General features: G+C 71.4%; 24 protein-coding genes and 1 pseudogene. 3 read left to right on the top strand and 22 right to left on the bottom strand.

Annotation, left to right across the window (positions count from 1 at the left end; genetic code table 11):
* Nucleotides 1-9: 9 nt before the first annotated feature.
* The gene (locus tag GQQ95_RS18340; protein WP_157429055.1) at nucleotides 10-1731 is read right to left on the bottom strand and encodes an amidohydrolase; all 1722 of its coding nucleotides are present in this window, start codon (nucleotides 1729-1731) and stop codon (nucleotides 10-12) included.
* A gap of 176 nt (nucleotides 1732-1907) precedes the next feature.
* Here GQQ95_RS18340 and GQQ95_RS18335 point away from each other — a divergent pair, with 176 nt between their 5' ends.
* Complete coding sequence (locus tag GQQ95_RS18335; RefSeq protein ID WP_157429054.1) at nucleotides 1908-2606, top strand: TetR/AcrR family transcriptional regulator; 699 nt, start codon at nucleotides 1908-1910, stop codon at nucleotides 2604-2606.
* A gap of 36 nt (nucleotides 2607-2642) precedes the next feature.
* Here the strand turns inward: GQQ95_RS18335 and GQQ95_RS18330 are convergent, their stop codons facing one another.
* The 11 genes from GQQ95_RS18330 to infC all read right to left on the bottom strand — a co-directional run bounded on the left by GQQ95_RS18330 (nucleotide 2643) and on the right by infC (nucleotide 12372).
* Nucleotides 2643-3047 carry a DUF1801 domain-containing protein gene (locus GQQ95_RS18330; protein ID WP_157429053.1) on the bottom strand — a complete coding sequence of 135 codons (405 nt, stop codon included), beginning with the start codon at nucleotides 3045-3047 and terminating at the stop codon, nucleotides 2643-2645.
* Between the two features lie 66 nt (nucleotides 3048-3113).
* Nucleotides 3114-5639: a phenylalanine--tRNA ligase subunit beta gene (pheT, locus tag GQQ95_RS18325; protein ID WP_157429052.1), complete on the bottom strand. Its 2526-nt coding sequence runs from the start codon at nucleotides 5637-5639 to the stop codon at nucleotides 3114-3116.
* A gap of 3 nt (nucleotides 5640-5642) precedes the next feature.
* Complete coding sequence (gene pheS / locus GQQ95_RS18320; protein WP_157429051.1) at nucleotides 5643-6683, bottom strand: phenylalanine--tRNA ligase subunit alpha; 1041 nt, start codon at nucleotides 6681-6683, stop codon at nucleotides 5643-5645.
* 67 nt (nucleotides 6684-6750) lie between these two features.
* Nucleotides 6751-7677, bottom strand: coding sequence for an amino acid ABC transporter permease (locus GQQ95_RS18315; RefSeq protein WP_157429050.1), 927 nt, complete (start codon nucleotides 7675-7677; stop codon nucleotides 6751-6753).
* Nucleotides 7674-8324: an amino acid ABC transporter permease gene (locus GQQ95_RS18310; protein ID WP_157429049.1), complete on the bottom strand. Its 651-nt coding sequence runs from the start codon at nucleotides 8322-8324 to the stop codon at nucleotides 7674-7676. The genes GQQ95_RS18315 and GQQ95_RS18310 overlap by 4 nt, the downstream gene beginning before the upstream one ends.
* A gap of 62 nt (nucleotides 8325-8386) precedes the next feature.
* Nucleotides 8387-9250 carry a glutamate ABC transporter substrate-binding protein gene (locus GQQ95_RS18305; protein ID WP_157429048.1) on the bottom strand — a complete coding sequence of 288 codons (864 nt, stop codon included), beginning with the start codon at nucleotides 9248-9250 and terminating at the stop codon, nucleotides 8387-8389.
* A gap of 53 nt (nucleotides 9251-9303) precedes the next feature.
* Nucleotides 9304-10092, bottom strand: coding sequence for an amino acid ABC transporter ATP-binding protein (locus tag GQQ95_RS18300; protein WP_157429047.1), 789 nt, complete (start codon nucleotides 10090-10092; stop codon nucleotides 9304-9306).
* An 81-nt stretch (nucleotides 10093-10173) separates the two neighbouring features.
* Nucleotides 10174-10977 carry a TrmH family RNA methyltransferase gene (locus GQQ95_RS18295; RefSeq protein ID WP_157429046.1) on the bottom strand — a complete coding sequence of 268 codons (804 nt, stop codon included), beginning with the start codon at nucleotides 10975-10977 and terminating at the stop codon, nucleotides 10174-10176.
* Nucleotides 10978-11086: 109 nt separating this feature from the next.
* Nucleotides 11087-11473: a 50S ribosomal protein L20 gene (rplT, locus tag GQQ95_RS18290; protein WP_157429045.1), complete on the bottom strand. Its 387-nt coding sequence runs from the start codon at nucleotides 11471-11473 to the stop codon at nucleotides 11087-11089.
* Nucleotides 11474-11502: 29 nt separating this feature from the next.
* Entirely contained in the window at nucleotides 11503-11697 is a 195-nt protein-coding gene (gene rpmI / locus GQQ95_RS18285; RefSeq protein ID WP_092968518.1) for a 50S ribosomal protein L35, read from the bottom strand.
* Nucleotides 11698-11751: 54 nt separating this feature from the next.
* A complete protein-coding gene (infC, locus tag GQQ95_RS18280) occupies nucleotides 11752-12372 on the bottom strand; it encodes a translation initiation factor IF-3 (protein WP_157429044.1) in 621 nt (206 codons plus the stop codon).
* A 299-nt stretch (nucleotides 12373-12671) separates the two neighbouring features.
* Here infC and GQQ95_RS18275 point away from each other — a divergent pair, with 299 nt between their 5' ends.
* A complete protein-coding gene (locus GQQ95_RS18275) occupies nucleotides 12672-13097 on the top strand; it encodes a DUF1844 domain-containing protein (RefSeq protein WP_425482590.1) in 426 nt (141 codons plus the stop codon).
* Nucleotides 13098-13146: 49 nt separating this feature from the next.
* Here GQQ95_RS18275 and GQQ95_RS18270 read toward each other — a convergent pair whose 3' ends face one another.
* The 9 genes from GQQ95_RS18270 to GQQ95_RS18230 form a co-directional block, all read right to left on the bottom strand.
* Nucleotides 13147-13926 (bottom strand): DNA-formamidopyrimidine glycosylase family protein, encoded by a 780-nt coding sequence (locus GQQ95_RS18270; RefSeq protein WP_157429043.1) that lies wholly within the window; start codon nucleotides 13924-13926, stop codon nucleotides 13147-13149.
* Nucleotides 13913-18472 (bottom strand): ATP-dependent helicase, encoded by a 4560-nt coding sequence (locus GQQ95_RS18265; RefSeq protein ID WP_157429042.1) that lies wholly within the window; start codon nucleotides 18470-18472, stop codon nucleotides 13913-13915. Before GQQ95_RS18265 ends, GQQ95_RS18270 begins: the two co-directional genes overlap by 14 nt.
* 84 nt (nucleotides 18473-18556) lie before the next feature.
* Complete coding sequence (locus tag GQQ95_RS18260) at nucleotides 18557-19939, bottom strand: pyridoxal phosphate-dependent decarboxylase family protein (protein ID WP_157429041.1); 1383 nt, start codon at nucleotides 19937-19939, stop codon at nucleotides 18557-18559.
* Nucleotides 19940-20018: 79 nt separating this feature from the next.
* The gene (locus tag GQQ95_RS18255) at nucleotides 20019-20951 is read right to left on the bottom strand and encodes an SseB family protein (protein WP_157429040.1); all 933 of its coding nucleotides are present in this window, start codon (nucleotides 20949-20951) and stop codon (nucleotides 20019-20021) included.
* Nucleotides 20935-21684 carry a bifunctional 1-(5-phosphoribosyl)-5-((5-phosphoribosylamino)methylideneamino)imidazole-4-carboxamide isomerase/phosphoribosylanthranilate isomerase PriA gene (gene priA / locus GQQ95_RS18250; RefSeq protein ID WP_157429039.1) on the bottom strand — a complete coding sequence of 250 codons (750 nt, stop codon included), beginning with the start codon at nucleotides 21682-21684 and terminating at the stop codon, nucleotides 20935-20937. Before priA ends, GQQ95_RS18255 begins: the two co-directional genes overlap by 17 nt.
* Nucleotides 21685-21791: 107 nt before the next feature.
* The gene (gene hisH / locus GQQ95_RS18245; protein WP_157429038.1) at nucleotides 21792-22430 is read right to left on the bottom strand and encodes an imidazole glycerol phosphate synthase subunit HisH; all 639 of its coding nucleotides are present in this window, start codon (nucleotides 22428-22430) and stop codon (nucleotides 21792-21794) included.
* Complete coding sequence (gene hisB / locus GQQ95_RS18240) at nucleotides 22427-23041, bottom strand: imidazoleglycerol-phosphate dehydratase HisB (RefSeq protein ID WP_157429037.1); 615 nt, start codon at nucleotides 23039-23041, stop codon at nucleotides 22427-22429. Before hisB ends, hisH begins: the two co-directional genes overlap by 4 nt.
* Nucleotides 23038-24150: a histidinol-phosphate transaminase gene (locus GQQ95_RS18235; RefSeq protein ID WP_157429036.1), complete on the bottom strand. Its 1113-nt coding sequence runs from the start codon at nucleotides 24148-24150 to the stop codon at nucleotides 23038-23040. The genes hisB and GQQ95_RS18235 overlap by 4 nt, the downstream gene beginning before the upstream one ends.
* A gap of 61 nt (nucleotides 24151-24211) precedes the next feature.
* On the bottom strand, nucleotides 24212-24601 hold the full coding sequence (locus GQQ95_RS18230; RefSeq protein WP_246205794.1) for a LysM peptidoglycan-binding domain-containing protein: 390 nt from the start codon (nucleotides 24599-24601) through the stop codon (nucleotides 24212-24214).
* 253 nt (nucleotides 24602-24854) lie between these two features.
* On the opposite strand from GQQ95_RS18230, the gene lexA reads away from it, so the two are divergent.
* On the top strand, nucleotides 24855-25544 hold the full coding sequence (gene lexA, locus GQQ95_RS18225; protein ID WP_157429035.1) for a transcriptional repressor LexA: 690 nt from the start codon (nucleotides 24855-24857) through the stop codon (nucleotides 25542-25544).
* 84 nt (nucleotides 25545-25628) lie between these two features.
* Here the strand turns inward: lexA and GQQ95_RS19725 are convergent.
* Nucleotides 25629-25760, bottom strand: a pseudogene (locus GQQ95_RS19725) (IS481 family transposase); the annotation flags it as partial.

The raw sequence follows: 25760 nt of genomic DNA, 5'->3' as shown, positions 1-25760 counted from the left end.
GGGGGCTCCTCAGCGGGTGGGGGTCGGGATGTCGATGGGCTCGCCGAACGCGCCGGCGTCGGCCGTCGATTCGGCGTCGGGACGCTCGTAGACCGCATCACCCTGGATCCAGGTCGATGCGACCGAGGCCAGGTGCAGGTCGGCGTCGGCGAGCGTGAAGGGATCGGGGCTGATCACCACGAGGTTGGCGAGGTATCCCTCGCGGACGTGGCCCGTGTCGTGCTCGCGGTGGTTCACGTAGGCGCTGCCCGAGGTGTAGGCCGCCAGGGCCGTGGCGAGGTCGAGTCGCTGGTGCGCGCCGCCGAGCGGTTCGGCGTCGATGCCGGGCGCCACCCTGGTCACGGCCACGTGGATCGCGGCGAGGGGGTCGGGCGATGACACCGGCCAGTCGCTTCCCGCCGCGAGCCGGGCGCCATGGCGCAGGAGGTCGCCGAACGGGTACTGCCGCGCCTCGGCATCGCGCTGGAGGAAGGGCAGGGTGAGGACGTCGATCTGGTCCTCGTGCGTGGCCCAGAGGGCTTGGAGGTTGGCGACCGCGTCGAGCTCGGCGAAGCGTGCGGTGTCGGCCTCCGCGACGACCTGGAGGTGGGCGAGGTGATGACGGCCGTCGCTCGCGCCGTTCGCGGCACGCGCCGCCTCGATCGCGTCGAGCGCCTCCCGGACGGCGCGGTCGCCGAGCGCGTGGAAGTGGACCTGCATCCCCTCGGCGTCCAGTGCCACGACGGCGCTCCGCAGCAGGCCCGGATCGACGAAGGAGATGCCCCGGTTGGCGGTGTCGTGGCCGTGGGCATCGCGGTACGGGGCCAGCATGGCCGCGGTCTGGTTCTCGGCGACGCCGTCGACCATGATCTTGACGGTGCCGAACGACAGCTGATCCTCGATTCCGCGTCGTGCGATCTCCTCGCGCCGCCGAACCATCCGATCGACCTGTTCCAGCCCGCCCGACCGCTCCCACCACTGCGCACCGACGACGTGCACTCGCAGCGTCCCCTCCTCGACGGCCCGCAGGTACGCGCCCGTCGGGTCGGAGATCCCGGCAGACGATCCGGCGACCAGCGCATCCTGCCACCCGGTGATGCCCATCGACAGCAGCAGTTCCTGGGCGCGGAGCAGGCCGCGATACGAGAGCTCCTCGCTGCCCGCCGGCCGAACACCGGCGAAGAGCTCGCCCGCCCCCTCGTGGAAGGTGCCGGCGGGCGATCCGCCGGGCTCGCGCTCGATCCGGCCATCGGCGGGGTCCGGCGTCGACGCGTCGATGCCCGCGAGTCGGATGGCGCAGCTGTTGGCCCACGAGCTGTGGTGGTCACGGCTCATGAGGAGCACCGGCCGATCGGGCACGACGTCGTCGAGCAGGGCGCGCTGCGGGGCTCCTCCGGCGAAGTGGTCCATGGACCACCCGCCCCCGAGGATCCACGGCTCGTCGGGGTTCGCCGCGGCGTACGCCGCGACCCGGGCGACCGCGTCGGCGGCATCCTCGGCCTCGGTGAGGTCGCACTGGAGCAGCTCGACGCCACCTCCGACCGGGTGGATGTGCGCGTCCTGGAAGCCGGGAGCGAGGAGGGCGCCGCCGAGATCGACGACGCGCGTTCGGGCGCCGATCAGCGCCGACGCCTCGGCCTCAGGCAGGATCGCCGTGATCCGGCCCCCGGAAACGGCGACCGCCTTCCCGTGCAGGGGCGAGCCGGATCCGGTGAAGACGGATCCGCTGGTGAACAGGACGTCGACAGCCACGTCGCCTCGATTCTTCGTTGGGTGTGGAGGCGACAGTATCGGCCGGCATCACAGACGTCAACAGTGTTGACAGCGACGTTGTCCGATTCGTTACACTGGCCTCGCACCCGACGCCGCACCGCAGCCGTGCGCGTGGCAGGATGAGTGCCGAACCAAGCGAACCGAGGGCAGGGGCGATGACGACCGCGACGGAATCACGACGCAGCGACGAGACGCGCGGGGTCGGCAAGGTCCGCTTGGACCGCGAGACGATCGTCGCCGCCGGCCTCGACCTCGCCGCCCGAACCGACGCGATCACCATCTCGGTCCGCGAGCTCGGCACGACACTCGGCGCCGACCCGACCGCGATCTACCGGCACTTCCGCAACAAGGAAGCGCTCATGCAGGCGCTGCTCGACGAACTCGACGCCCGGGCCGTCGCCGCCGTCACGGCCGATCCGTCCGAGTGGCGCGAACGGCTCAGGCAGCTCTCGACCGCGACCCTCGCCTCGTTCACCGCCCATCCGGCGATCGCCGTCGAGGCCGTCGTGCTCACGACGCACGGACCCGGCGAACTCGACGCGGTCGAGCTCATGCTCGACGCCTTCGCGCGCGCGGGCCTCGCCGACGACGAGCTCGTGCGCCACTACGCCCTGCTGGCCTCGCACGTGATCTCGACGGCAGCCGGCATCGCACGCGCCCGCAGCGGCCGTGGCGCGGGTGACGACGAGCCGAGCCCGTGGTTCGAGGGCCCGATCCTCGCCGACCCCCGCTCGCACCCCCGCATCGCCGAGCTCGGCCTGAAGCTCGCCGGCATCGAGGATCGCGACCTGTTCCACCTCGGGGTCGAGACGATCATCCAGTCGGCCGAGCGCAGCGCCGCGGCATCCGCCTGATCCCGCCGGGCGCGACAGGACGAGGGATGCCGCCACTCACCCCCGCGCGTGGATCCAGGACCGGTCGATGAGCGACGCCAGCACGTCGAGGTCGACGTTGCCCAGACGGCCCACCCAGATGCATCCCACGCCCAGCTTGACCTTGCCGAGGCGCTCGACGAGCTCCTCCCCGCCGGGGAGCTGGAGACCGTAGAGCGCCACGTTCGCCTTGCGCGGTGAGAAGCCGACGATGGGCCAATCGCCCTCGCGGCCCGTCTCGTAGCGGTAGTGCTGCACGCCGTAGCCGATGATCGAGGGACCCCACATGACGGCGTCGGTGTCGGTCACCCGGTCGAAGATCTCACGGAGCACGAAGCCGTCGTCGCGTCGGCCCGGAGGCTCGACCGCCTCGAGGAACTCGGCGACGGATGCCCCGGTCGGAACGGTCTTCGGCTCGGCCATGGTTCAGGGTATCGCCGGGTCGGGGCATCCGACAGCCCCCACCCGGCGAACGACCGACCGGACGGGCTACTCGCGGATCGCGGCGCCCGTGCGCTCCCCCGCAAGCGCGGCACCGGCGAGCTTGGCCTCGCTGGCCTCGGCCGCGGTGAGCGTGCGATCGGGCGCGCGGAAGCGCAGCGCGAACGTGAGGCTCTTCGACCCCTCGGGCACGCCGGCGCCGCGGTAGTCGTCGACGAGGTGCAGTTCCTCGAGCAGCGCGCCCGCGCCCTCGCGGACGGATGCCGCGACGACGCCGGCCGGCACGTCGGCGGCGACCAGCAGCGAGAGGTCCTGGGTCGCGGCCGGGAACGTGCCGATCGCCTGCGCCTCGGGCTGCGGCTCGGCGAGTTCGATGACCGCGTCGAGGTCGATCTCGAGCACGGCGACGACGCGGGGGAGGTCGGCCTCCTCGGCGATCGACGGCAGCAGTTCGCCGGCGAAGCCGACGCTGCGGCCGGCCACCCGGAGCTCGGCCGTCCGCCCGGGGTGCATCGCGTGATGCGAACCATGCACGACCTCGAACTCGGCGCCCGTGGCGAGGCCGATGCGGCGGACGGCGTCGAGCGCGTCGACGATGCCCGCGGGCACGGCGGCCTGACCCGGCTGCTTGGTGACGGCGTCACCGACGAAGAGGGCCGCGACGTGGCGAGGCTGCGGCGGGATGCCCGCGTCGAGGGCGGCGATCTCGTCGTCGCTCGGCAGCGCACCGCCGGCCGGGAGCTCGCTCGAGCCGTAGACGCGACCATCTTCGGGCAGGAACACCAGCCCGAGCTCGAAGAGCGCCAGGTCGACGAGGCCGCGGGAGCGGTTGCGCTTTGCCGCGCCGATGAGTCCCGGCAGGAGCGACCGCCGCAGGAGCGCATTGGAGGCGTCGAGCGCGTTCGCGAGCTTCACCGACGCGACCGGGCCGCCGTCGACGCTGCCGTAGCGCGCGTTCTCCTCGGCGTTCGCGAACGGGAACGAGAGCACCTCGGTCGCACCGCCGGCCGCGAGCACCTCGGCGACCCGTCGACGGATGCGCTGCGAGCGCGTGAGACCTCGCCCGGGGGGCGCCACGGGCAGGATCGACGGGATCCGCTCGTAGCCGCCGAGGCGTGCCACCTCTTCGACGAGCTCTTCACGACCCGTGAGGTCGGGGCGCCAGGTCGGCGGCACCACGGAGAACCCGCCGTCGACCCGCGTTACGACGCCGCCGATCTCGGCGAGGGCGTCGTGCACCTCCTCGACCGTGGACTCGATTCCGGTGACCCGTGTCACGTACCCGTCGGGAAGCAGGATCGCCGCGCGCTCGGGCGCGGTCTGGATGACCGAACCACCCTGGTCGGCCGTGCCGCCGGCGAGGTCGACCATGAGCTGCGCGACGCGGGCGACCGCGACCGCGCCGATGGTTGGGTCGACGCCCCGCTCGTAGCGCTTGGCGGCCTCGCTCGGCAGCTTGTGCCGGCGTGCGGTGCGCGCGATCGACACGGGGTCCCAGTGCGCGGCCTCGATGAGCACGTTGGTCGTGGACTCGCCCATCTCGGTCTCGGCGCCGCCCATGACGCCCGCGAGGCCGATCGGCCCCCGGTCGTCCGTGACGACGACGTCCTCGGCGTGCAGCGTTCGCGCCTTGCCGTCGAGCGTCGTGAACGGCTCCCCCTGGACCGCGCGCCGCACGACGATGCCGCCGCGGAGCGCGTCGAGGTCGTAGCCGTGGATCGGCTGGCCGAGCTCGAGCATGACGTAGTTGGTGATGTCCACGAGCAGCGAGACCGAGCGGATGCCGGCGAGCTTCAGCCGCGCGATCATCCAGGCCGGCGTCGGGCGCGTGGGATCCACGCCGCGGACGATGCGCGTCGCGAACGCCTGCGACGCGAGGTTTCCCCGGATCGGCGCGCGATCGTCGATGACGACGGGGAACGCGTCGGCCGCGACATCCGTCGGCTCGATCTCGCCGACCGGGTCGCGGAAGCGGGCGCCGGTCGCGTGGGCGTACTCGCGCGCCACGCCGCGGATCGAGAACGCGTAGCCGCGATCGGGCGTCACGTTCAGCTCGACGGCCGTGTCGTCGAGGCCGAGCAGGGCGATGGCGTCGGTGCCGACCGGGGCGTCGATGCCGAGCGTCGACAACCGGAGGATGCCGTCGTGGTCCTCGCCGAGGCCGAGCTCGCGCGCCGACGCGATCATGCCATCGGAGACGTGGCCGTAGGTCTTGCGCGCCGCGATCGGGAACGGACCGGGCAGCACGGCGCCGGGCAGGGTCACGACGACCTTGTCGCCGACGAAGAAGTTGCGGGCGCCGCAGACGATGCCGTGCACGGCCTCGCCGCCATCGGCCGCGGTCTCGCCGTCGGGCGCGACGCGGACCTGGCACCAGCGGATGGTCTTGCCATTCGTCTGCGGCTCCTCGACGAACTCGAGCACCTCACCGACAACGATCGGGCCGACGAGGTCGAAGGTGTGCACGTCCTCCTCCTCGAGGCCGACCTCGACGAGGGCGGCGTGCACCTGCTCGGGGGTGGTCCCGGGGACCAGCTCGACGTACTCGGCGAGCCAACTCAGCGGCACTCGCATGTCTCAGACCACCATTCCGAACTGCTGGGAGAAGCGGATGTCTCCCTCGACCATTTCGCGCATGTCCTGCACGTCGTTGCGGAGCATCAGCCCGCGCTCGATGCCCATGCCGAAGGCGAAGCCCGTGTAGACCTCGGGGTCGATGCCCGCCGAGCGCAGCACGTTCGGGTGCACCATGCCGCAGCCGCCCCACTCGATCCAGCGGGGACCCGTCTTGAACGTCGGGTGCCAGAAGTCGAGTTCCGCGGAGGGCTCGGTGAACGGGAAGTAGCTCGGACGCAGGCGCACCTTCGCCTCGTCGCCGAAGATCGACTTCACGAAGTGGTCGAGGGTGCCCTTGAGGTGCGCCATGGTGAGGCCCTTGTCGACGGCGAGGCCCTCGAACTGCATGAAGACGGGCAGGTGCGTCGCGTCGAACTCGTCGGTGCGGTACACGCGGCCCGGCGCGAGCACGTAGATCGGGACCTCGCGGTCGAGCATCGAGCGCACCTGGACGGGGCTCGTGTGCGTGCGCATGACGAGGTGCGCCTCAGGCGGGTCCACGAAGAACGTGTCCTGCATCGCCCGGGCCGGGTGGTCGGCGTCGAAGTTCAGCGCGTCGAAGTTGAACCATTCGCTCTCGACCTCGGGGCCTTCGGCGATCTCCCAGCCCATGCCGGTGAAGACGTCGCAGACCCGGTCCTCGAGGAGGGTCAGCGGATGCCGCGAGCCCACCGTGATGCGCGAGGGCAGCGCCGTGACGTCGAGCGCCTCGGCCTCGAGCTGGGCGGCCGCCTCGGCCGCGACGATCTCGGCCTCACGCGCGGTGAAGGCCTGGTTCACGCGCCCGCGGGCCCCGCCGACGAGCTTGCCGAGTGCGGCCTTCTGGTCGTTGGGGACGTTGCGCAACTGGGCGTTCAGCTGGGCGAGTTCGCTCTTCTCGCCGGTGTGCTCGGCGCGGACGGCCTTCAGCGCGGCTGAATCGCCGGCCGAGGCGATCGCGGCGAGGGCCGCGGCGACCGCGGACTCGACGGACTGCTCGGTGATTTCACGGGGCTCGGACACAAGGAACGAGTCTAGCGGTCGGCGCCCCATCGGGCTGCGCCCGCGGATCGGCTCCCGCGCGCTCGGATCAGGCCGGGCCCCGGCTCTCCGACTCTCGCGCCGAGGCGACGGCCTGCGCCATGAGCAGCGCCTGGTTCGGGTCCTCGACCGCGGCGCCCTTGCCCGTGCGGTAGCGACGATCGGTTCGACGCGCCAGCCAGCGAGCGAACCACGACAGTGCGAGGTCGATCACGAGGTAGAGCACGAAGGCGATGCACCAGAGCGTGAAGAGGTAGCGGTTGCCGTAGAAGCTGCCGAGGTTGTTCAGGGTGACGCGGAGCAGCTCGGGATAGCCGACGATGTACGCGAGCGACGTGTCCTTCAGCAGCACGACGAGCTGGGCGACGATGATCGGCAGCATCTGTCGGAACGCCTGCGGGAACTCCACGAGCATCTTGGACTGCAGCGGCCGCATGCCGACGCTGAGCGCCGCCTCGCGCTGCCCTCTCGGGAGGGCGACGAGGCCCGCCCGGAGCGTCTCGCCGATGAGCGCCCCGTTGTAGATCGCGAGGGCCGAGACCACGGCCCAGTACTGGCCCGTTCCGGCGACGAGCAGGATGAAGAGCATCATCAGCAGCACGGGCATGCCGCGGAAGAACTCGATGAGGACGGCAGTCGGGATGCGCACCCACGCGATCGTCGAGCTGCGCAGGAGCGAGAGGACGATGCCGATCGCGATGGCGAGCACCGCGGCGACGGCGGCGGCGCGCAGCGTGCCCCACACGCCGACGCCGATGATGAAGCTCCACATCTCGGGGTCGGCGACGATGGTCCACCGGACGGTGTCGAACATGCCGGGGAGCGTGATGCCGCCCGACTCGCGCGGCGCGTTCAGGGTCGCGAAGACCCAGCCGAGTCCCGCGACCACCACGACGGCCGTGACCGCCGAGAGGATGCGGGAGAGGCGACGGGCCTTGGGGCCGGGCGCGTCGAACAGGACACTGGCGCCGCTCATCGCTGCACCACCCACTTCCGCTCGAGTTTCGTCGCGAGCAGGCCGAGCGGCACGGTCACGATGAGGTAGAAGAACGCGACCCCGATCAGCACGGCGATCACGGCGTCGCCGTTCGCGTTGGCGAGCGTGCGGCCGACGCCGAACAGCTCGCTCACGAAGCCCACGCCGCCGACGACGGAGGTGTTCTTCGTGAGGGCGATGAGGACGTTGATGAGCGGCGGGATGGTCATGCGGAACGCCTGCGGCAGCACGATGAGCGAGACCGTCAGGCCGAAGCCGAGGCCCAGGCTGCGAGCGGCCTCCGCCTGGCCGACCGGCACGCCGTTGATGCCCGAGCGGAGTGCCTCGGCGATGAACGGCGAGGTGTAGACCGCGAGGGCGATCATGCCGGCGATGAGGTACGGCAGTTCGGAACCGAGGATCGGGAGGATGATCGCGCAGAAGATCACGACGAGCGTCAGCGGCGTATTCCGGATGATCTCGGTGTAGACGGTGGCGATCACCCGCAAGGTGGCGATCGGCGAGATGCGCATCGCGGCGATGAGCGTGCCGAGCACGAGCGCGCCCAGTCCGCCGACCGCGAGCAGCAGCAGCGTGACGCTGAAGCCCTCGAGGTAGAGCGGGAGATTCGCGATGACGACGTCCACGCGGTTCCTCTCGGTGGGAAGGATCGGACCCGGGCCCCCTCGGGAGCCCGGGTCCGTCGGGATCAGTAGCGGTCGACGGCCGGCGGCTCGACGAACGGCAGCACCGTGCCGGCCGTGGAGTTCCAGGCCTCCTCGTAGCGGCCGTCCTCGTAGGCCTTCTCCAGCACGTCGTTGATGAACATGCGGAAGTCGGTGTCATCCAGCTGCACGCCGATGCCGTAGGGCTCCTCGGTGAACGGCTCGCCGACGACCTTGAACTCGCCCTCGTTCTGGGCGGCGAGACCCGCGAGGATCACGTTGTCGGTCGACACGGCGACCACCTTGCCGCTGCGGAGCGGCTCGAGGCAGTTCGAGTAGGTGTCGGTCTCGAGGACCTCGGCACCGAGTTCCTTGAGGTTCGCGGCCGGGGTCGAGCCCGTGACCGAGCAGACCGGCTGGCCGACGAGGTCGTCCTCGCTGGTGATGTCCTCGTTGTCGGCCAGCACCAGGATCGACTGCCCCGCCATGTAGTACGGGCCGGCGAAGGAGATGACCTTCTTGCGCTCGTCGTTGATGGTGTAGGTCGCGACGACGAGGTCGACCTGGCCGCCCTCGATGAACGGCTCGCGGTTGGCCGAGACCGTCTCGGTCCAGGTGATGTTGCCCTCGTCGATGCCGAGTTCGGATGCGATGATCTTGCCGATCTCGACATCGAAGCCCTCGGGCTCGCCGGACGGGCCGACCAGGCCGAAGAGGGGCTGGTCGAACTTCGTGCCGATCGTGATCTCGCCGGCCTCCTGGAGCTCGGCCATGGTGGTTCCGGCCTCGAAGCTGGCGGCCGGTTCGGCCGACTCCTCGGCCTCGCCGCCGCCATCGCCGGCGCAGCCGGCGAGGGCGAGTGATGCGGCCGCTGCGGCCGCGACGAGGGCGATTCTCATGCGTGTCATGTCCGTTGCCTCTTTCTGTGTGGTGATTCCCCGCCGGACGCGCCGGCGCGGGTCTAGTGGTCGAGGATCTTGGAGAGGAAGTCCTTGGCCCGGTCGGACTTCGGGTTGTCGAAGAACTCGGCGGGCGTCGCCTCCTCGACGATGCGGCCGTCGGCCATGAACAGCACCCGGTCGGCCGCCTTGCGGGCGAAGCCCATCTCGTGGGTGACGACGATCATCGTCATGCCGTCCTTCGCGAGGCCGACCATGACGTCGAGGACCTCGTTGATCATCTCGGGGTCGAGGGCACTCGTCGGCTCGTCCATGAGGATGAGCTTCGGGTTCATCGCCAGCGAACGCGCGATCGCCACGCGCTGCTGCTGGCCGCCCGAGAGCTGGGCCGGGAGCTTCTTGGCCTGATTGGCGACGCCGACGCGCTCGAGGAGCGTCATCGCCTCGGCTTCGGCGGCCTTGCGCGACATCCGCTTGACCTTGATCGGCGCGAGCGTCACGTTCTCGAGGACGGTCTTGTGGGCGAAGAGGTTGAACGACTGGAACACCATGCCGACGTCGGCACGGAGCTTGGCGAGCCCGGCCCCCTCTTCGGGCAGCCGCTGGCCGTCGATCGAGATGGCGCCGGAGTCGATGGTCTCGAGGCGGTTGATCGCACGGCAGAGCGTGGACTTGCCCGACCCGCTCGGTCCGATGACGACGACCACCTCGCCGCGGTTCACGACGGTGTTGATGTCGTTCAGGACGTGCAGTTCGCCGTAGTGCTTGTCGACGTGCTCGACGACGACGAGCGGCTCCCCCCGACGCACCGAGATGTTCGACGTCGGCGGCGCAGGCTGGGTGGGCTCCATATCCCCCAAACTAGGGCGTCGCGACCCGGTACCGCGTGGGGGCACCGCCTTGGTTACCGTTTCGTAACCCGCGAGGAGGGCTCAACTGCTGCGTTGGGCGAACGCGCTCTCGTACAGGCACACGGATGCCGCGGTCGCGAGGTTCATCGATTCGGCGTGACCGTAGATGGGCACGGTGACGACGCGATCGGCCAGTTCGAGCTGTTCGTCGAGCAGGCCCCGCGCCTCGTTGCCGAACAGCCAGGCCGTCGGCCTCGCGAGGATGCCCTCGGTTCGGGCGACGAGCAGGTCGTCGCCCTTGACGTCGGCGGCGAGCACGGTGAGACCCGCCGCCCGCGCCCGGCGCAGCACGTCGTCGAGGTCCGCGCCGACGGCGACCGGCACGTGGAAGATCGAGCCCGTCGAGCTGCGCACGACCTTCGGGTTGTACAGGTCGACCGCCCGACCGGTGAAGACCACGGCATCGGCGCCGGCGGCATCCGCGGCTCGGACGATGGTCCCCGCGTTGCCGGGATCGCGCACCTCCTCGAGGATCGCGATGAGCTTCGGCGACGCCGCGAACACGTCCTTCACCGCCGTCGGGAACTGACGGCAGACCGCGACGAAGCCCTGCGGGGTGACCGTGTCGGCCATCGCGTCGAGCACCTCCTCGGTGACGTACTCCAGCTCGACGTCGGCGCCGTCGGCGGCCGCGACGATCTCGGGGTGGCGTTCGACGGCCGTCGGGGTCGCGAAGAGCTCGAGGACGAGTTCGGGACGGAAGCGCAGCGCCTCGGAGACGGCCTGAGGACCCTCGAGCAGGAACAGCCCGCTCTCGGAACGCGAGGCCTTCTTCGCGAGCTTCGCGACGGAGCGAACACGTGGGGAGCGGGGGTTCTCGAGCATGCGGCAAGTCTACGGTCGGCCATGTACGCCGCCGGGCACGCGGAACGGCCCGGCACCGCTCTGCTGATGACGCAGGGGTGCCGGGCCGTTCGAGACTGAGGAGCGCTGCTTACGCGGCGGTCTTCGGAGCCGAGGTGTCGGCCGGGAGCGCCTTCTTGGCGGACTCGACGAGGGCCGCGAAGGTCGCCGGCTCGTGCACGGCGAGTTCGGCGAGGATGCGACGGTCGACCTCGATGCCGGCGAGGCCGAGGCCCTGGATGAGGCGGTTGTACGTGAGGCCGTTCGCACGCGACGCCGCGTTGATCCGCTGGATCCAGAGACGACGGAAGTCGCCCTTCTTCTTGCGGCGGTCGTTGTACGAGTAGACGAGGGAGTGGGTGACCTGCTCCTTGGCCTTGCGGTACAGACGCGAACGCTGGCCGCGGTAGCCCTCGGCGCGCTCGAGGATGACCCGGCGCTTCTTGTGGGCGTTGACGGCCCTCTTCACTCTTGCCATGACTGTTCCTTACTAACGGGTCTCGCGGCTCAGTGGCCGAGAAGCTTCTTGATGACCTTGGCGTCGGGGGCCGACACGACCTTGTCCTGGTTCAGACGGGCCTTGCGCTTGGAGGCCTTGACCTCGAGGTTGTGGCGCATTCCGGCCTGCTGCTTCTTGATCTTGCCGCTGCCGGTGATCTTGAAGCGCTTCTTGGACCCGGAGTGGGTCTTCTGCTTCGGCATCTCGTGTGTCTCCTTGGTTCTGCCGCCAACTCGTGACGGACGTGGGGGTCTGGCCTACGCCTCGGCGGCGTCGGCCGTCTGCGTCTGGGGCTCGTCCGAGGCATCCGCCTCAGGTCGCGCCTTCGCCGCAGCACGCTGTGCATTCGCCTCGGCCTTGGCCTCGGACTTGTTCTTGAGAGGAGCGATCACCATGACCATGTTGCGACCGTCGATGGTGGGGTTCTGCTCGACCGTGCCGAACTCGGCCACGTCCTCGGCGAAGCGGCGCAGGAGGCGCACGCCCATCTCGGGGCGCGACTGCTCGCGGCCTCGGAAGAGGATCATGGCCTTGACCTTGTCGCCGGTCTTGAGGAAGCCGATCGCGCGCTTCATCTTGGTCTCGTAGTCGTGCTTGTCGATCTTGAGGCGGAACCGGACCTCTTTGAGGATCGTGTTCGCCTGGTTGCGCCGGGCTTCTTTCGCCTTCTGCGCAGCCTCGTACTTGAACTTGCCGTAGTCCATGATCTTGGCCACCGGCGGCTTGGAGTTCGGAGCGACCTCGACGAGGTCGAGATCGGCTTCCTGCGCGAGCCGCAGGGCCACCTCGATCTTCACGACGCCGACCTGCTCTCCGCCAGGACCCACGAGGCGGACCTCGGGAACGCGGATACGGTCATTGGTACGGGGATCGCTGATGCGGGTACTCCTCTACTCAAGCTTCTTCACTCGATGGGAGACCGGATGCCGCCCATCGTTCCGAGAGCGAAGATCCACGCACGCCGCACGGAATCACACCGTGCAACTCTGCGGCCCCCTGACTACTCCATGGCCTTGAAGGGCCGATGAAGCGGAGGGCGTTCAACCCGGTAACCTTGATGAAGCGGTATGCGCGGGTGGGAGAATCTCCACTTTCGTGCTGGGACCAGCCCAGCCGTGCCGGGGACGAGCCCCAGCAGTCCAGAGCATTGCTCCGGACCGAACGAGTCTAGCAGAGGATGTCTGTGACCAACAATTCCGGCGAGTCCGCCATGCCCACCGAGCACGAGGCGACGCACCACGCCGCGCACGAATCGTCGCATGACTCCTCGCAGGGTCCCGTCGACGACGCCACCCGCGACATCGCGGAGGTGCCCGCCGTCGAGATCATCACGACCGCTGCCGTGCACCTCATGAGCGCCGCCGCGGTGAAGGTCGGCCTCGCCGACGACCCCGAGGCGCAGATCGACCTCGACGAGGCGCGCAAGCTCATCAACGCGCTGGCCGGCCTCATCACCGCCGGCGCGCCCGAGATCAGCGACATGCATGCACGGTCGCTCCGCGACGGGCTCCGCTCCCTGCAGCTGGCCTTCCGCGAGGCCTCCGTCATTCCCGACGCCATCGGCCAGGGGCCCGGCGAGAAGTGGACCGGCCCCGTCAACTGAGTCGATGACGATGCGGTCGCACATCGCGATCGCACCGCGGCGCCGCGCGTCAGCGCTGGCAGTTGGGGCACCAGAAGGTGACGCGCTCCTCGAGTTCGGTACGGCCCAGCTCGCCCCGCTCGATGCGGGTTCCGCAGCGCCGGCACGGCTCCCCCGCCCGACCGTAGACCCACAGCCTCGCGCCGCGACGGTCGACCCCGGTGGTGACGCGCGCCACGCGATCGCGGTTCGCCACGATGAGGCGGCGCCCGAGGTCGACCGCCGCCTCGACGTCGACCCCGGCCCCCACGGCTCGCTGCGGGCGGATGCCCCGGAGGAAGCACAGCTCGTTCACGTACACGTTGCCGAGGCCGGCGAGGTTGCGCTGGTCGAGCAGCGCGACGGCGATCGGGACCTCGGGCGCCGACCCGATGCGGCGGACCGCCTCGGGCGCGTCCCAGTCGGGCCCGAGGAGATCGGGCCCGAGGTGGCCGACCGCGCGGGCCTCGTCGTCGAGCGGGATCACCTCGAGCAGGCCGAGTTCGAATCCGACGGCGACCGAGCCGGATGTCTCGAGGACGGCACGGGCGAGGTGGGCCGGGCGGTTCCACCGCTCCCCCGGCCGGAACACGCGCCAACTGCCCTCCATCTTCAGGTGCGAGTGCACGGTGAGATCGCCCGCGCGGATCAGCAGGTGCTTGCCCCGGGCGAGGACCTCGTCGACCGTTCGCCCGGCGAGGTCGACCGTCGCGTACTTCGGCACCCGGAAGTCGCTCCGCGTCAGGGTCTCGCCCTCGAGCGCCCGCCGCAGTCGCTCGGCGGCCTGGAAGACGGTGTCACCCTCTGGCATCGAGGCGCAGTCCCTTCGGCGTCTCGCCGAACCCGGCCGTCTTCAGCGCGGCGCCGAGCGGCGTGCCGAGCACGAACGCGGCGTTGACGCTCTCGACGGCGAGTCGGCGGACCCGCCCGGAGCGGACCAGCCCGGCGACCGCCTCGGCCGCCCGGCCGAGCACCGAGGGGTCGTCGACGTACGCGAGCATCGTCTTGCCGCCGCGCTCGACGTACAGCACGAGCTCGCCGTCGACGAGCACCACGATCGCGCCGGCCTTGCGGGCGGCACGGTGCGAGCTCTCACCCGGCGGCTCGGGCCACGGGAGCGCCGCCCCGTAGGCGTTGGCGGGATCGGTCGCTGCGAGGGCCAGCATCGACGGCTCCGGCCCCGAACCGCTCGAGGGCTCGCCCCGTTCGGCGCGGTCGGCGAAGCCGCGCAGGCGATCGACGGCCCCCGGTCCGGCGAACTGCGCCGCACCGAGCCGCTCGACGAAGTAGCCGCGGCGGGAGCGCCCCGAGTCCTCGAAGCCCCGCAGGGTGCGGTAGACGAGTGCGAACCCGCCGACGACCCCCTCGGCGACGGCGGTGCCACGGGTCACGACGCCGTACCGGTCGAGCAGGGTCTCCCCGAGCGCGTGCGCGCGCCTGGTCGCGTCGTCATCGGGCACGGGCAGGATCGACCACCGCCCGGCGACCGACGGCGGCCCCGACCGCATCACCGTGGACGAGGAGCGCGGCATCGCCGCGCGCCCACGGAGCATCCGTGACCGCGGAGTCGATCGTTGAGCCTTGTGCGCACTGCGGCCCCCGGCGATGAGGGCCCGGACGGGTGCGAACGTGTCGTTCGTGACGAGCCCCGCCCACACCAGCCCCCACAGGGCCTCGACGAGCTCGTCGTCGGCCACGGGATGATCGAGCTCGCCGAATCGGCCGATGGCGTCGGAGAGCTGCCGGAAGAAGAACGCGCCGCCCGACCCCAGGGCCACGAGCACCTCGCGCTGCAGCGGGGTCGTCTCGGCACCGATCGGCGGATCGAGGGTCAGCGGCGGGGAGTCCGCCAGGTGCAGCGTGATCCAGCCGTCGTCGCCCGCGAGGGCCGCCGACCCCGACCACACGATCTCGCCGGTCGCCATGAGCTCGTCGAGCATCGCCGGGCTGTAGTCGGCCACCCGGGCGGGCAGGACGAGCGATTCCCAGGCGGATGCCGGGATGCGGGCGCCCTCGAGCTGCTCGACGACCGAGAGCACGCCGTCGATGCCCCGCAGCGGCCGCCTCAGGTGCTGCCACTCCGGCAGGAACCGGGCGTAGGCGCGCTGGGGCACCGGCTCGACCTCGTGGCGGAGCGCAGCCAGCGAGCGCCGCCTGAGCCGCCGGAGCACCTCGGCGTCGCACCACTCGGTGGAGGTGCCGTTGGGCCGGAACTCCCCCTCGACGACGCGCCGCTCGTCGGCGAGCCGACGAAGCGCGGCCTTGGCGACCGCGACGCCGATGCCGAACCGCTCGGCGGCCTCCTCTGCGGCGAACGGCCCATGCGTTCGTGCATACCGCCCGACGAGGTCGCCGAGCGGGTCGCCGACCTGTTCGGCGAATGCGACGGCGACCCCGGGCGGGACGGGAACCCCCAGCGCATCGCGCAGGCGCCCGACGTCCTCGACCGCGGCGAGATGCTCCCGCCCGGCGAAGGTGAGGCGAACCGCGCGGCGGGTGGCGATGAGCTCACCCGCCGCCTCGAACGCATCGGTGCCCTCGGCCACGCGTGCGAGGAGCTCGGCGTCGGTGAGCGGGCCGAGCAGGCGCAGCAGGTCGGCCACGCCCTCCACCCCGCGCACCTTCCAGTCGGCGGCGAGGCGCTGCAGCTCCTGCTCGGTGGTCTCGATGACGCCCGGATCGAGGAGTTCGCGCAGCTCGACCCGACCGAGCAGTTCGCCGAGGAGGGTCGCGTCGATCGCGAGTGCGGCGGCACGACGCTCGGCGAGCGGGGAGTCGCCCTCGTACATGAAGGCGCCGACGTAGCCGAACAGCAGCGAGCTCGCGAACGGGCTCGGCGACTCCGTGGTGGTCTCGACGAGTCGAACGCGCCTGGCCGCGATGTCCCTGGCGAACTCGACGAGCGCCGGCACGTCGTAGACGTCCTGGAGCACTTCCCGCACCGTCTCGAGGATGATCGGGAACGTCGGGAAGGCGCTCGCGACCTCGAGGAGCTGGGCCGAGCGCTGGCGCTGCTGCCACAGCGGCGAGCGCCGCCCCGGCTGGTAGTTCGGCAGGAGCAGCGCGCGCGCCGCGCACTCCCGGAACCGGCTCGCGAAGAGCGCCGAGCCGCCGACCTCGTCGGTCACGAGCTGCTCGAGCTCCTCGGCCTCGAAGACGAAGAGGTCTGCGCCCGGCGGATCGACGCCCGTGTCGGGGATGCGCACGATGATGCCGTCGTCGGCCGCGACCGCCGCGCCGTCGACGCCGTGCCGCTCGCGCACGCGCGCCGCGACGGCGAGCGCCCACGGCGCATGCACCGGCATGCCGAACGGCGAGTGCAGGATGACCCGCCAGTCGCCGAGCTCGTCGCGCGTGCGCTCGACGACGAGCGTGCGGTCGGAGGGCACGTGCCCGGTCGCCTTCGCCTGGTCGGCGAGGAACGTGATGAGGTTCGTCGCAGCGAAGCCGTCGAGCCCGGCATCGGTGATGCGGGCGCGGGCCTCGGCCTCGGGGGCGGCGGCGACCTCGCGCATGAACGCGCCGAGTGCACGGCCGAGCTCGGCGGGACGCCCGAGTCCGTCGCCCTTCCAGAACGGCACCCGCCCGGGCTGCCCGAACGCGGGCACGACGTTCACCCGGTCGAAGGTGATCTCCTGGATGCGCCAACTGGTCGCGCCGAGCGCGAACACGTCGCCGACCCGCGACTCGTAGACCATCTCCTCATCGAGTTCGCCGACCCGCCGACCGCCGGCCTCGTCGCCGACGAGGAACACGCCGAACATGCCGCGGTCGGGGATCGTCCCGCCGCTCGTGACGGCGAGACGCTGGGCGCCTGGCCGACCCACCAGCGTGCCCGCCTCGCGATCCCAGACGACGCGAGGACGGAGCTCGCCGAACCGATCGGAGGGGTACCGCCCCGCGAGCAGGTCGAGCGTCGCCTCGTATGCCGACCGCGGCAGGTTGCCGAACGGCGCCGCACGCCGCACGGCGTCGAACCATCCGTCGACGTCGAGGGCCTCGAGGGCTGCGGCCGCGATGGTCTGCTGGGCGAGGATGTCGAGCGGGTTCGCGGGCACCCGCATGGTCTCGATCGCCCCGGCCAGCATCCGCTCGCTCGTGACCGCGGCGTGCACGAGGTCGGCCCGCTGCTTGGGGAAGATGACGCCCCGGGACACCTCGCCGACCTGGTGGCCGGCGCGCCCGAGGCGCTGCAGGCCGCTCGAGACCGAGGGCGGGGACTCCACCTGCACGACGAGGTCGACCGCGCCCATGTCGATGCCGAGCTCGAGGCTCGAGGTCGCCACGACGCAGCGAAGGCGCCCGCTCTTCAGGTCGTCCTCGATCTCGGCGCGCTGCTCCTTGCTGACCGACCCGTGATGGGCGCGGGCGAGGAGCGGCGGGGCGCCGGAGGTCTGCCCCGACTGCGCCATGACGGCGGCGGGCGGTCCCCCCGCCGCGACCGCGACGGCGAGCGCCTCGCGCTCGGACGCCTCGAGGGCGAGTTCGTTCAGTCGGGCGGTCAACCGCTCGGCGAGCCGCCTGGAGTTGGCGAAGACGATGGAGGACCGATGCGCGAGCACCTGGTCGAGGATCGCCTGCTCGACGTGCGGCCAGATCGACCCGGTCGCGTCATCGCTCGCCGGGAGCTGGGCCATGTCCTCGACGGGGACCACGACGCGCAGGTCGAATCGCTTCTCGCTCGGTGGCGCGACGATCTCGACGGGGGCGCTCGCGCAGAGGAACCGGGCGACCTCCTCGACGGGCCGCACGGTGGCCGACAGCCCGATGCGCTGCGCGGGCTTCGGCAGCAGTGCGTCGAGACGCTCGAGCGAGAGCGCGAGGTGGGCCCCGCGCTTGGTCGCGGCGACCGCGTGGATCTCGTCGACGATGACCGTCTCGACGGTGCGCAGCGTGTCGCGGGCCTGCGAGGTCAGCATGAGGAACAGCGACTCGGGCGTCGTGATCAGGATGTCGGGCGGCGTGCGCAGCAGCGCGCGGCGATCGGAGGCGGGCGTGTCGCCCGAGCGCACGCCGACGCTCACGTGCGGCGGCTCGATGCCGAGCCGCTCGGAGACGCGGGCGATGCCCGTGAGCGGCGCCCGAAGGTTGCGCTCCACGTCGACGCCGAGCGCCTTCAGGGGCGAGAGGTAGAGCACCCGCGTGCCCGGCTCGGCGGGCGGCGGCCCGGAATGCAACCGGTCGATCGCGGACAGGAAGGCCGAGAGCGTCTTGCCCGACCCGGTCGGCGCGACCACGAGGGCGTGCGCGCCGCGACCGATGGCCTGCCATGCCGCATCCTGCACGGCCGTGGGCGCGCGGAACGACTCCGCGAACCACGTTCGCGTGGCTTCGGAGAAGGCGTCGAGCGCGACCACCCTCCCATCCTGCCGTGAACGACCGACATCCGCGCGGTGTGCCGTGCTCCGCGCGTCCGGTGTCTGGCGTCCGGGCGCGGGGCGTCAGGCCCCGAGCACGCGATGCACCGCGGCGAGCGCCGCCTCGACCGCCGCGGCATCCGTCGACCGGTTGCTGACCGAGAACCGCAGCACGTCCCGGTCGCGCCAGCGCGAGTGATGCGCGAGCGCCGCTCCGTCGGCGTCGAGCGCCCGGGCGATCTCGGCGACGTCGCGCCCGTCGAACGCCGCGCACACCTGCGTGAAGCAGACCTCGTTCAACACCTCGACGCCCGGCATGACGCGCAGCCCGGCGGCGATGGCCTGCGCCGCCTCGACCAACCCGTCGACGAGCCGGGCCACCCCGTCCCGTCCGAGCGTGCACAACGCGGCGTAGGTCGGTACGCCGCGCGCGCGGCGGGAGAGCTCGAGCACCCGGTCGTTGGCGTCGACGCCGGTCGAGGCCGCCGGGAGGTAGGCCGCATGCATCGTCATCGCGGCGACGAGGTGGGCGGGCTCCGCGACGGCGACGACGCCTGCGTCGTATGGCACGTTCAGCGTCTTGTGCGCGTCGGTGGTCCACGAGTCGGCGAGCTCGACGCCGGCGACGAGGTGGCGCAGCGCGGGGCTCGCGGCCGCCCACAGCCCGAACGCGCCGTCCACGTGCACCCAGGCGCCGGCCGCGTGCGCGACCGCCACGCAGGCCTCGAACGGGTCGGATGCGCCGGAGTGGATGTTGCCCGCCTGCAGGCACACGATCGCCGGCCCCTCGCCGTCGGCGAGCGCCGCCTCGAGCGCCGCGGGAACCACCCGGCCCTCGGCGTCGGAGGCCACGTCGCGCGGGCGCCCGAGGCCGAGCACGCGCAGCGCGACGTCCACGGACGGGTGATGCTCGTCGCCCGCGATGACCCGCACGGGCGGGGCCCCCTGGATGCCGAGTTCGGCGTCGTCCCATCCGGCGCGCTCGAGCACCGCATGGCGCGCGGCCGCGAGCGCGACGAGGTTGGCGGTCGTCGCCCCCGTCGTGAACCCGGCGACCGTGGTGGCCGGCAGCCCGAGCAGTTCGCAGATCCACTCGCCGGCGAGCTCCTCGGCCGCGTTCACGCCTGGCGTCACCTCACGGAGCGCCGAGTTCTGGTCCCAGGCGCTCACGAGCCAGTCGGCCGCGAGCGCCGCGGGCGCCGTGCCGCCGATGACCCACCCGAAGAATCGGGCGGATTGCATCGCCATGAGGCCCGGCTCGACGGCCCGGGCCAGCGCCTCGACCACGTCGACGGCGTCGGACCCGGTGCGGGGCAGCTCGCGCCCGAGCCGGTCCTTCACGGCCTCGATGCCCGTGACCGGCACGATGGGGCGGCTCGGCATCCCCTCGAGCCAGGCGCCGGAGATCCGGGCCGCCGCCGCGAGGGGCGCGCCGAACTCGTCATCGGACTGCGGTACTCGAACCATGCGCCCCTCCAGGCGTGATTCTGCACCCGACGCGAAGCGGCGGCAACCTCGCGCAGCCGTCAGCAGCCGTCAGCAGCCGTCAGGCCGAGGCCGGCGCCGCGCGCAGCCGCACCTTCAGCGAGTCCACGCCGGTGGCGATCGCATCGTCGGCGGCCCAGCGCTGCGCGAGGCGCGCGAGCACGATGTCGAGCTCCGAGCGATCGAGGCCGCTCACCAACGACAGCTCCACGACGAGTTCCGGCCCGGCGAGGCGCGCGTCGGGGTCACCGGATTCGAGGTCGAATCCGAGCACCGCGAGCTCGGTCGAGATCGATCGTGCGAAGGCCATGCGGACCTCGGCCGATTCGAACGACGGATGCCACGGCTGCGACTGGGCGACGGCCCAGATGGCCGGCCGACGCAAGACGAACTCGGTCGGCGAGCCGGGATCCAGCACGACGAGGTCGGTGCCCTCGTCCGCCGCAGCCAGCGCGACCCTGATGCCGTCGGCGGGGACCGGTCGTGCGAGCGGGTTCCATCTGGACATCGCCTCGACCGAGGCGAAGACGGGCAGCACGCGCCGGCCGTCCGGCCCCTCGACGGTGACGATGGAGAGCTCCTGGCTCTTCTCGATCGCGAGTCCGTGCTCGCCGACCTCGGTTCCGCCGTCGCCCAGCTCAGCGAGGAGCGGGATGAGCAGCCGTGCCCCGCCGAAGGCCGCGACCACCTCGGCCTGGCCTCCGTCGCCGCTGCGGAACGCGGAGAGCGCCGCCGCGAGCGCCTCCGGGGCGCCTCCGTCATCGGCCGCGTGCGGATTCGGAGCGAACGACCGCCCGGCCCACGGCGCGCCGGCCGAGTCCGTGCGACCACCGGGCTGCGCGTGCTGCTGGTCGGGGTCGAGCCCAGGCACGGCATCGGCCGCGACCTCGGGTGCGCTCGCCCCCTCGGGCGAGGCTCCGGGCTCGCCGCTCACGCGCCGCGCCACGGCATCCGCGTCCCGGGCACGGTCGCCGGGCTCAGTGGGATGCGACATCCAGCGCCTCGGGCAGCGTGAACGCGCCCGCGTAGAGCGCCTTGCCCACGATCGCGCCCTCGAGGCCGAGCGGCACGAGTTCGCGGAGCGCGGCGATGTCGTCGAGGTTCGAGATGCCGCCGGACGCCACGACGGGCCGGTGCGTGCGGTCCATGACCTGACGGAGGAGGTCGAGGTTCGGCCCCTGCAGGGTGCCGTCCTTCGTCACGTCGGTGACGACGTACCGGGCGGCGCCCGCCTCCTCGAGGCGGTCCATGACCTGCCAGAGGTCACCGCCGTCCTTCGTCCAGCCGCGTGCCGCGAGCGTGGTGCCGCGCACGTCGAGCCCGACGGCGATCGCCTCGCCGTACTGCGCGATGACGGAAGCAGCCCACTCGGGGTTCTCGAGCGCCGCGGTGCCGAGGTTGATGCGCTTCGCGCCGATCTCGAGCGCGTGCTCCAGCGACTCATCGTCGCGGATGCCGCCGGAGAGTTCGATGTTCACCCGGCCGCGCACCTGGCGGATGACCTTCTTCAGCACGCCGCCGTTCGAGCCGCGCCCGAAGGCCGCGTCGAGGTCGACGAGGTGGATCCACTCGGCACCCTGCTCGGCCCAGTCGACCGCCGCATCGATGGGATCGCCGTAGTTCGTCTCGGTACCGGCTTCGCCCTTGGTCAGGCGAACGGCTTTGCCGCCCGCCACGTCGACCGCGGGAAGCAGCACGAGGCGGGGGGTCTTGTTGAACTCACTCATCACTGTCCTCGGGAATTCGGATGCCGCAGAACCGCGGCATCGGCACAGTCACAGAATCCTAGCCCGCACCGGGCGCAGCGCCCGGATCGTGTGACGCGCCCGGTCGGTCACTCGAGCGAGCGCAGCCAGTTCGACAGCAGTCGGATGCCGGCATCGGCGGACTTCTCAGGGTGGAACTGCGTCGCCGACAGCGGGCCGTTCTCGACCGCGGCGAGGAACCTGCCGCCGTGCTCGGCCCAGGTGAGCCTCGGTTTCGGGAACGGCGGCATGACGTCGAGCGTCCACTCCTGGGCGGCGAACGAGTGCACGAAGTAGAAGCGCTCGTCGGCGATGCCGTCGAAGAGCACCGAGCCCTCGTCGGGCTGCACGGTGTTCCAGCCCATGTGCGGGAGGACCTCGGCCGGGAGTTCGGCGACCGTGCCCGGCCATTCGCCGAGCCCCTCGGTCTGGGTGCCGCGCTCGACGCCGCGCTCGAAGAGCACCTGCATGCCCACGCAGATGCCGAGCACGTGCCGCCCCCCGGCCAGGCGCCGGTCGATGATCTCGTCGCCGCGCACGGCCTTCAACTGCGAGACGACGGCGTCGAACGCGCCCACGCCGGGCACGAGCAGGCCGTCGGCCTCGAGGGCCGCCGCCCGGTCGGCCGTGAGCTCGACCTCGGCGCCGGCGCGCTCGAGCGCCTTGGCCGCGGAGTGCACGTTGCCCGACCCGTAGTCGAGCACCACCACGCGCCGAGGACGACTCACAGGGCCCCCTTGGTCGAGGGGATGCCGGAGACGAGCGGATCGAACGCCTTCGCCTGGCGGAACGCCCGCGCGAACGCCTTGAACTCCGCCTCGGCGATGTGGTGCGCGTCGCGCCCGCCGAGCACGTTCACGTGCACCGTCAGGCCCGCGTTGAACGTGATCGCCTCGAAGACGTGGCGCACCATGGAACCCGTGAAGTGGCCGCCGATGAGGTGGTACTCGAACCCGGCGGGCTCGCCGGCGTGCACGAGGTAGGGCCGGCCCGAGATATCGACGACCGCCTGGACGAGCGCCTCGTCGAGGGGCACGAGGGCAGCGCCGTAGCGGGAGATGCCGCGCTTGTCGCCGAGCGCCTGCCTGATCGCCTGCCCGAGCACGATTCCCACGTCTTCGACGGTGTGGTGCACGTCGATGTGGGTGTCCCCGGAGGCCCGCACGGTGAGGTCGGTCAGCGAGTGCTTCGCGAACGCCGTGAGCAGGTGGTCGTAGAACGGCACCGAGGTCTCGATCTCGCTGGCGCCCGTGCCGTCGAGGTCGATCGAGAGGTCGATGCTCGACTCGCTCGTCTCGCGCTGCACCCGGGCCGTGCGCGGGGCGTTCGAAGTGGTCATGCGTCCATCCTATTCGCGGCGCCGGACGCGGATCCGGGTGCGAACCCGGCGATCGCCTCGAGGAACGCGGTCGTCTCGGCCTCGGTGCCCGCGGTCACCCGGAGGCAGCCGGGAAGACCGACGTCACGGATCAGGATGCCGCGCTCGAGGAGCCCCGTGAAGACCGCGGCCGGGTCGTCGACGCCACCGAACAGCACGAAGTTCGCACCACTGCGGTACGGGTGGAACCCGAGGCGCGCGAGCTCCTCGGAGATGCGCTCGCGCTGCCCGCGGATGTCGTCGACCATCGCGAGCATCTCGTCGCTGTGCGCGAGTGCCGCGAGCGCCGCCGCCTGGGTGAGGGCGGACAGGTGGTACGGAAGCCGAACGAGCCGGAGCGCGTCGACGACGGCGGGGTCCGCGGCCAGATAGCCGACGCGGGCACCGGCGAAGGCGAACGCCTTGCTCATGGTGCGCGAGACGATGAGTCGAGGACGACCGTCGAGCAGTTCGAGCGCGCTCGGCGTGCCGGCGTCGGCGAACTCGTGGTAGGCCTCGTCGACGACCACGATGCCGCGCGCGGCCTCGACGACCGCCGTGATCGTCTCGTGCGAGAGCGGGGTCCCTGTGGGGTTGTTCGGCGAGCACAGCAGCACGATGTCGGGGTCGTGCTCGCGCACCGCGGCCACGGCGGTCTCGGGGGTGAGCTCGAACTCGTCGTCGCGCCCGCCCACGACCCACGCCGTGCCGGTGCCCGTGGAGAGGAGCCCGTACATCGAGTAGGTCGGTGCGAAGCCGAGCGCCGTGCGCCCCGGTCCGCCGAACGCCTGCAGGACGTGCTGCAGCACCTCGTTCGACCCGTTGGCCGCCCAGATCTGGTCGGCGGCGAGTCCGTGACCCAGGTAGCGCGCGAACGCCGCTCGGAGCTCGGAGAACTCGCGGTCGGGGTATCGGTTCAGCTGGAGGATCGCCGCCGCAACCCTGGCGACGATGTCGTGGGCAACCGCCTCGGGAATGGGATGCGTGTTCTCGTTGACGTTCAGCGCGACGGGCACGGCCTTCTGCGGCGCGCCGTAGGGGCTTCGGCCGCGGAGGTCATCGCGGATGGGCAGGTCGTCGAGGGTGGTCACCCGATCAATGCTAGCGATGCGACCAGCGGCGCCTCTGCCGCCGAGACATGCAGTGAGATGCTCACCGCACGGCGGGCAGGGCGAGCCGCTGCCCGGGCTGCACCGTGGAGTCGTCGAGCCCATTGAGCCGCATGATCTCGGAGATGATCTCGCGCGGATCGCTGCCCGGGGCGATCGATTCCGCGATGCCCCAGAGCGACTCGCCGTCGGCGACGGTCAGGTAGGAGAGACCGACGTTGGAGGGCGCATCGACTTCGGCCGCCGCTCCCCCGCTGCCGAGCACCAGGACGGCTGCGAACACGGCGACGGGAATCGCGGACAGGATCGTCAGGACGACTCGCCCGCGCCGGGTCAGCCGCAGGCGGCTCCGTACTCCGTCGAAGGCATGCGGGTCGAATCCGCTCGTCGCGGAGTTGCCGGCATACGAACCGGTGACCATCACTGCGCTCATCTCGCACCTCCTGAAGCGAGTCGCATCCGGCCCTCGGCCGGGAGGGCCGGATGCGAAACTCTGTTCCGAATATATCTTCGAATATCGAACATCGCAAGAACCTCGTCTCGAGCGAATCTCGCCACGGATCTCGCGACACACTCGAACGCATGTTTGCCGCACCCCTGCGGGGCGGATACAGTTTCGAATGTCCGACGACAGTCGATCAGACACCACCGACATCGGTTCGATGGACCGGAACTGAGGAGCGACGATGAGCACCGAACTCGACGACCTGCGCGAGTCCGGCCGCAGCCGACGCCGCAAGAGCCTCAGTGCGAAGCAGATCGCGATCCTCGAGGCGATCCAGCGCTCGGTCGCCGGCCGCGGCTACCCGCCGAGCATGCGCGAGATCGGCGACGCCGTCGGCCTGTCCTCGCTCTCGAGCGTGACCCACCAGCTCAACCAGCTCGAGCTCGCCGGCTACCTCCGCCGCGATCCCAACCGGCCCCGTGCGCTCGAGGTGCTCATCGAGCTCCCAGGCACCGAGAGCCGCACGGCCTCCGTGGGCGAACCGACGCCCGTCGGCGACGCCGCGATGGTCCCCCTGGTCGGCCGCATCGCCGCCGGCATCCCGATCACCGCGGAACAGCAGGTCGACGAGGTCTTCCCGCTCCCGAGGCAGCTCGTCGGCAAGGGCGAGCTGTTCATGCTGAAGGTCGTCGGCGACTCCATGATCGATGCCGCCATCTGCGACGGCGACTGGGTCGTGGTGCGCTCCCAGCGCACCGCCGAGAACGGCGAGATCGTCGCGGCGATGCTCGACGGCGAGGCGACCGTCAAGGTCTTCCGGCAGCGCGACGGCCACACCTGGCTGCTCCCCCGCAACAGCGCCTTCGAGCCCATCCTCGGCGACGCCGCCGACGTGCTCGGCAAGATCGTCGCCGTCCTCCGGTCGGTCTGACGGACAGCGCCGTTCCAGGCCTGCCCTGAAACAGCACGGCGGGCGACGCATGACGCGTCGCCCGCCGTTCGCGTTCCGCGGGCGCTAGATGTACTGACCTCGACCGTTGTTGATTCGGTCGATGGGGGTTTTGCCTCCGATGCCGAGGTGGGTTCTGTCTAGGTTGTAGTGGTCGAGCCAGGTTGGCAAGGCTGCTGCGCGTTCCGTGTTGGATGC

Source organism: Agromyces salentinus (genome assembly GCF_009749395.1).
GTDB classification, from domain to species: Bacteria; Actinomycetota; Actinomycetes; order Actinomycetales; family Microbacteriaceae; genus Agromyces; species Agromyces salentinus.
Note: the sequence above shows the minus strand (reverse complement) of the source record. Positions and strands in the feature narration are given on the sequence as shown.

What these genes read in the sequence shown, in the direction of transcription:
- GQQ95_RS18335 (WP_157429054.1), top strand. Translation starts at nt 1,908, where the DNA reads ATGACGACCGCGACGGAATCACGACGCAGCGACGAGACGCGCGGGGTC.
- GQQ95_RS18330 (WP_157429053.1), bottom strand. Translation starts at nt 3,047, where the DNA reads ATGGCCGAGCCGAAGACCGTTCCGACCGGGGCATCCGTCGCCGAGTTC.
- pheT (WP_157429052.1), bottom strand. Translation starts at nt 5,639, where the DNA reads ATGCGAGTGCCGCTGAGTTGGCTCGCCGAGTACGTCGAGCTGGTCCCC.
- GQQ95_RS18315 (WP_157429050.1), bottom strand. Translation starts at nt 7,677, where the DNA reads ATGAGCGGCGCCAGTGTCCTGTTCGACGCGCCCGGCCCCAAGGCCCGT.
- GQQ95_RS18305 (WP_157429048.1), bottom strand. Translation starts at nt 9,250, where the DNA reads ATGACACGCATGAGAATCGCCCTCGTCGCGGCCGCAGCGGCCGCATCA.
- GQQ95_RS18300 (WP_157429047.1), bottom strand. Translation starts at nt 10,092, where the DNA reads ATGGAGCCCACCCAGCCTGCGCCGCCGACGTCGAACATCTCGGTGCGT.
- GQQ95_RS18295 (WP_157429046.1), bottom strand. Translation starts at nt 10,977, where the DNA reads ATGCTCGAGAACCCCCGCTCCCCACGTGTTCGCTCCGTCGCGAAGCTC.
- rplT (WP_157429045.1), bottom strand. Translation starts at nt 11,473, where the DNA reads ATGGCAAGAGTGAAGAGGGCCGTCAACGCCCACAAGAAGCGCCGGGTC.
- rpmI (WP_092968518.1), bottom strand. Translation starts at nt 11,697, where the DNA reads ATGCCGAAGCAGAAGACCCACTCCGGGTCCAAGAAGCGCTTCAAGATC.
- GQQ95_RS18275 (WP_425482590.1), top strand. Translation starts at nt 12,672, where the DNA reads ATGTCTGTGACCAACAATTCCGGCGAGTCCGCCATGCCCACCGAGCAC.
- GQQ95_RS18270 (WP_157429043.1), bottom strand. Translation starts at nt 13,926, where the DNA reads ATGCCAGAGGGTGACACCGTCTTCCAGGCCGCCGAGCGACTGCGGCGG.
- GQQ95_RS18260 (WP_157429041.1), bottom strand. Translation starts at nt 19,939, where the DNA reads ATGGTTCGAGTACCGCAGTCCGATGACGAGTTCGGCGCGCCCCTCGCG.
- GQQ95_RS18255 (WP_157429040.1), bottom strand. Translation starts at nt 20,951, where the DNA reads ATGTCGCATCCCACTGAGCCCGGCGACCGTGCCCGGGACGCGGATGCC.
- priA (WP_157429039.1), bottom strand. Translation starts at nt 21,684, where the DNA reads ATGAGTGAGTTCAACAAGACCCCCCGCCTCGTGCTGCTTCCCGCGGTC.
- hisB (WP_157429037.1), bottom strand. Translation starts at nt 23,041, where the DNA reads ATGACCACTTCGAACGCCCCGCGCACGGCCCGGGTGCAGCGCGAGACG.
- GQQ95_RS18230 (WP_246205794.1), bottom strand. Translation starts at nt 24,601, where the DNA reads ATGAGCGCAGTGATGGTCACCGGTTCGTATGCCGGCAACTCCGCGACG.
- lexA (WP_157429035.1), top strand. Translation starts at nt 24,855, where the DNA reads ATGAGCACCGAACTCGACGACCTGCGCGAGTCCGGCCGCAGCCGACGC.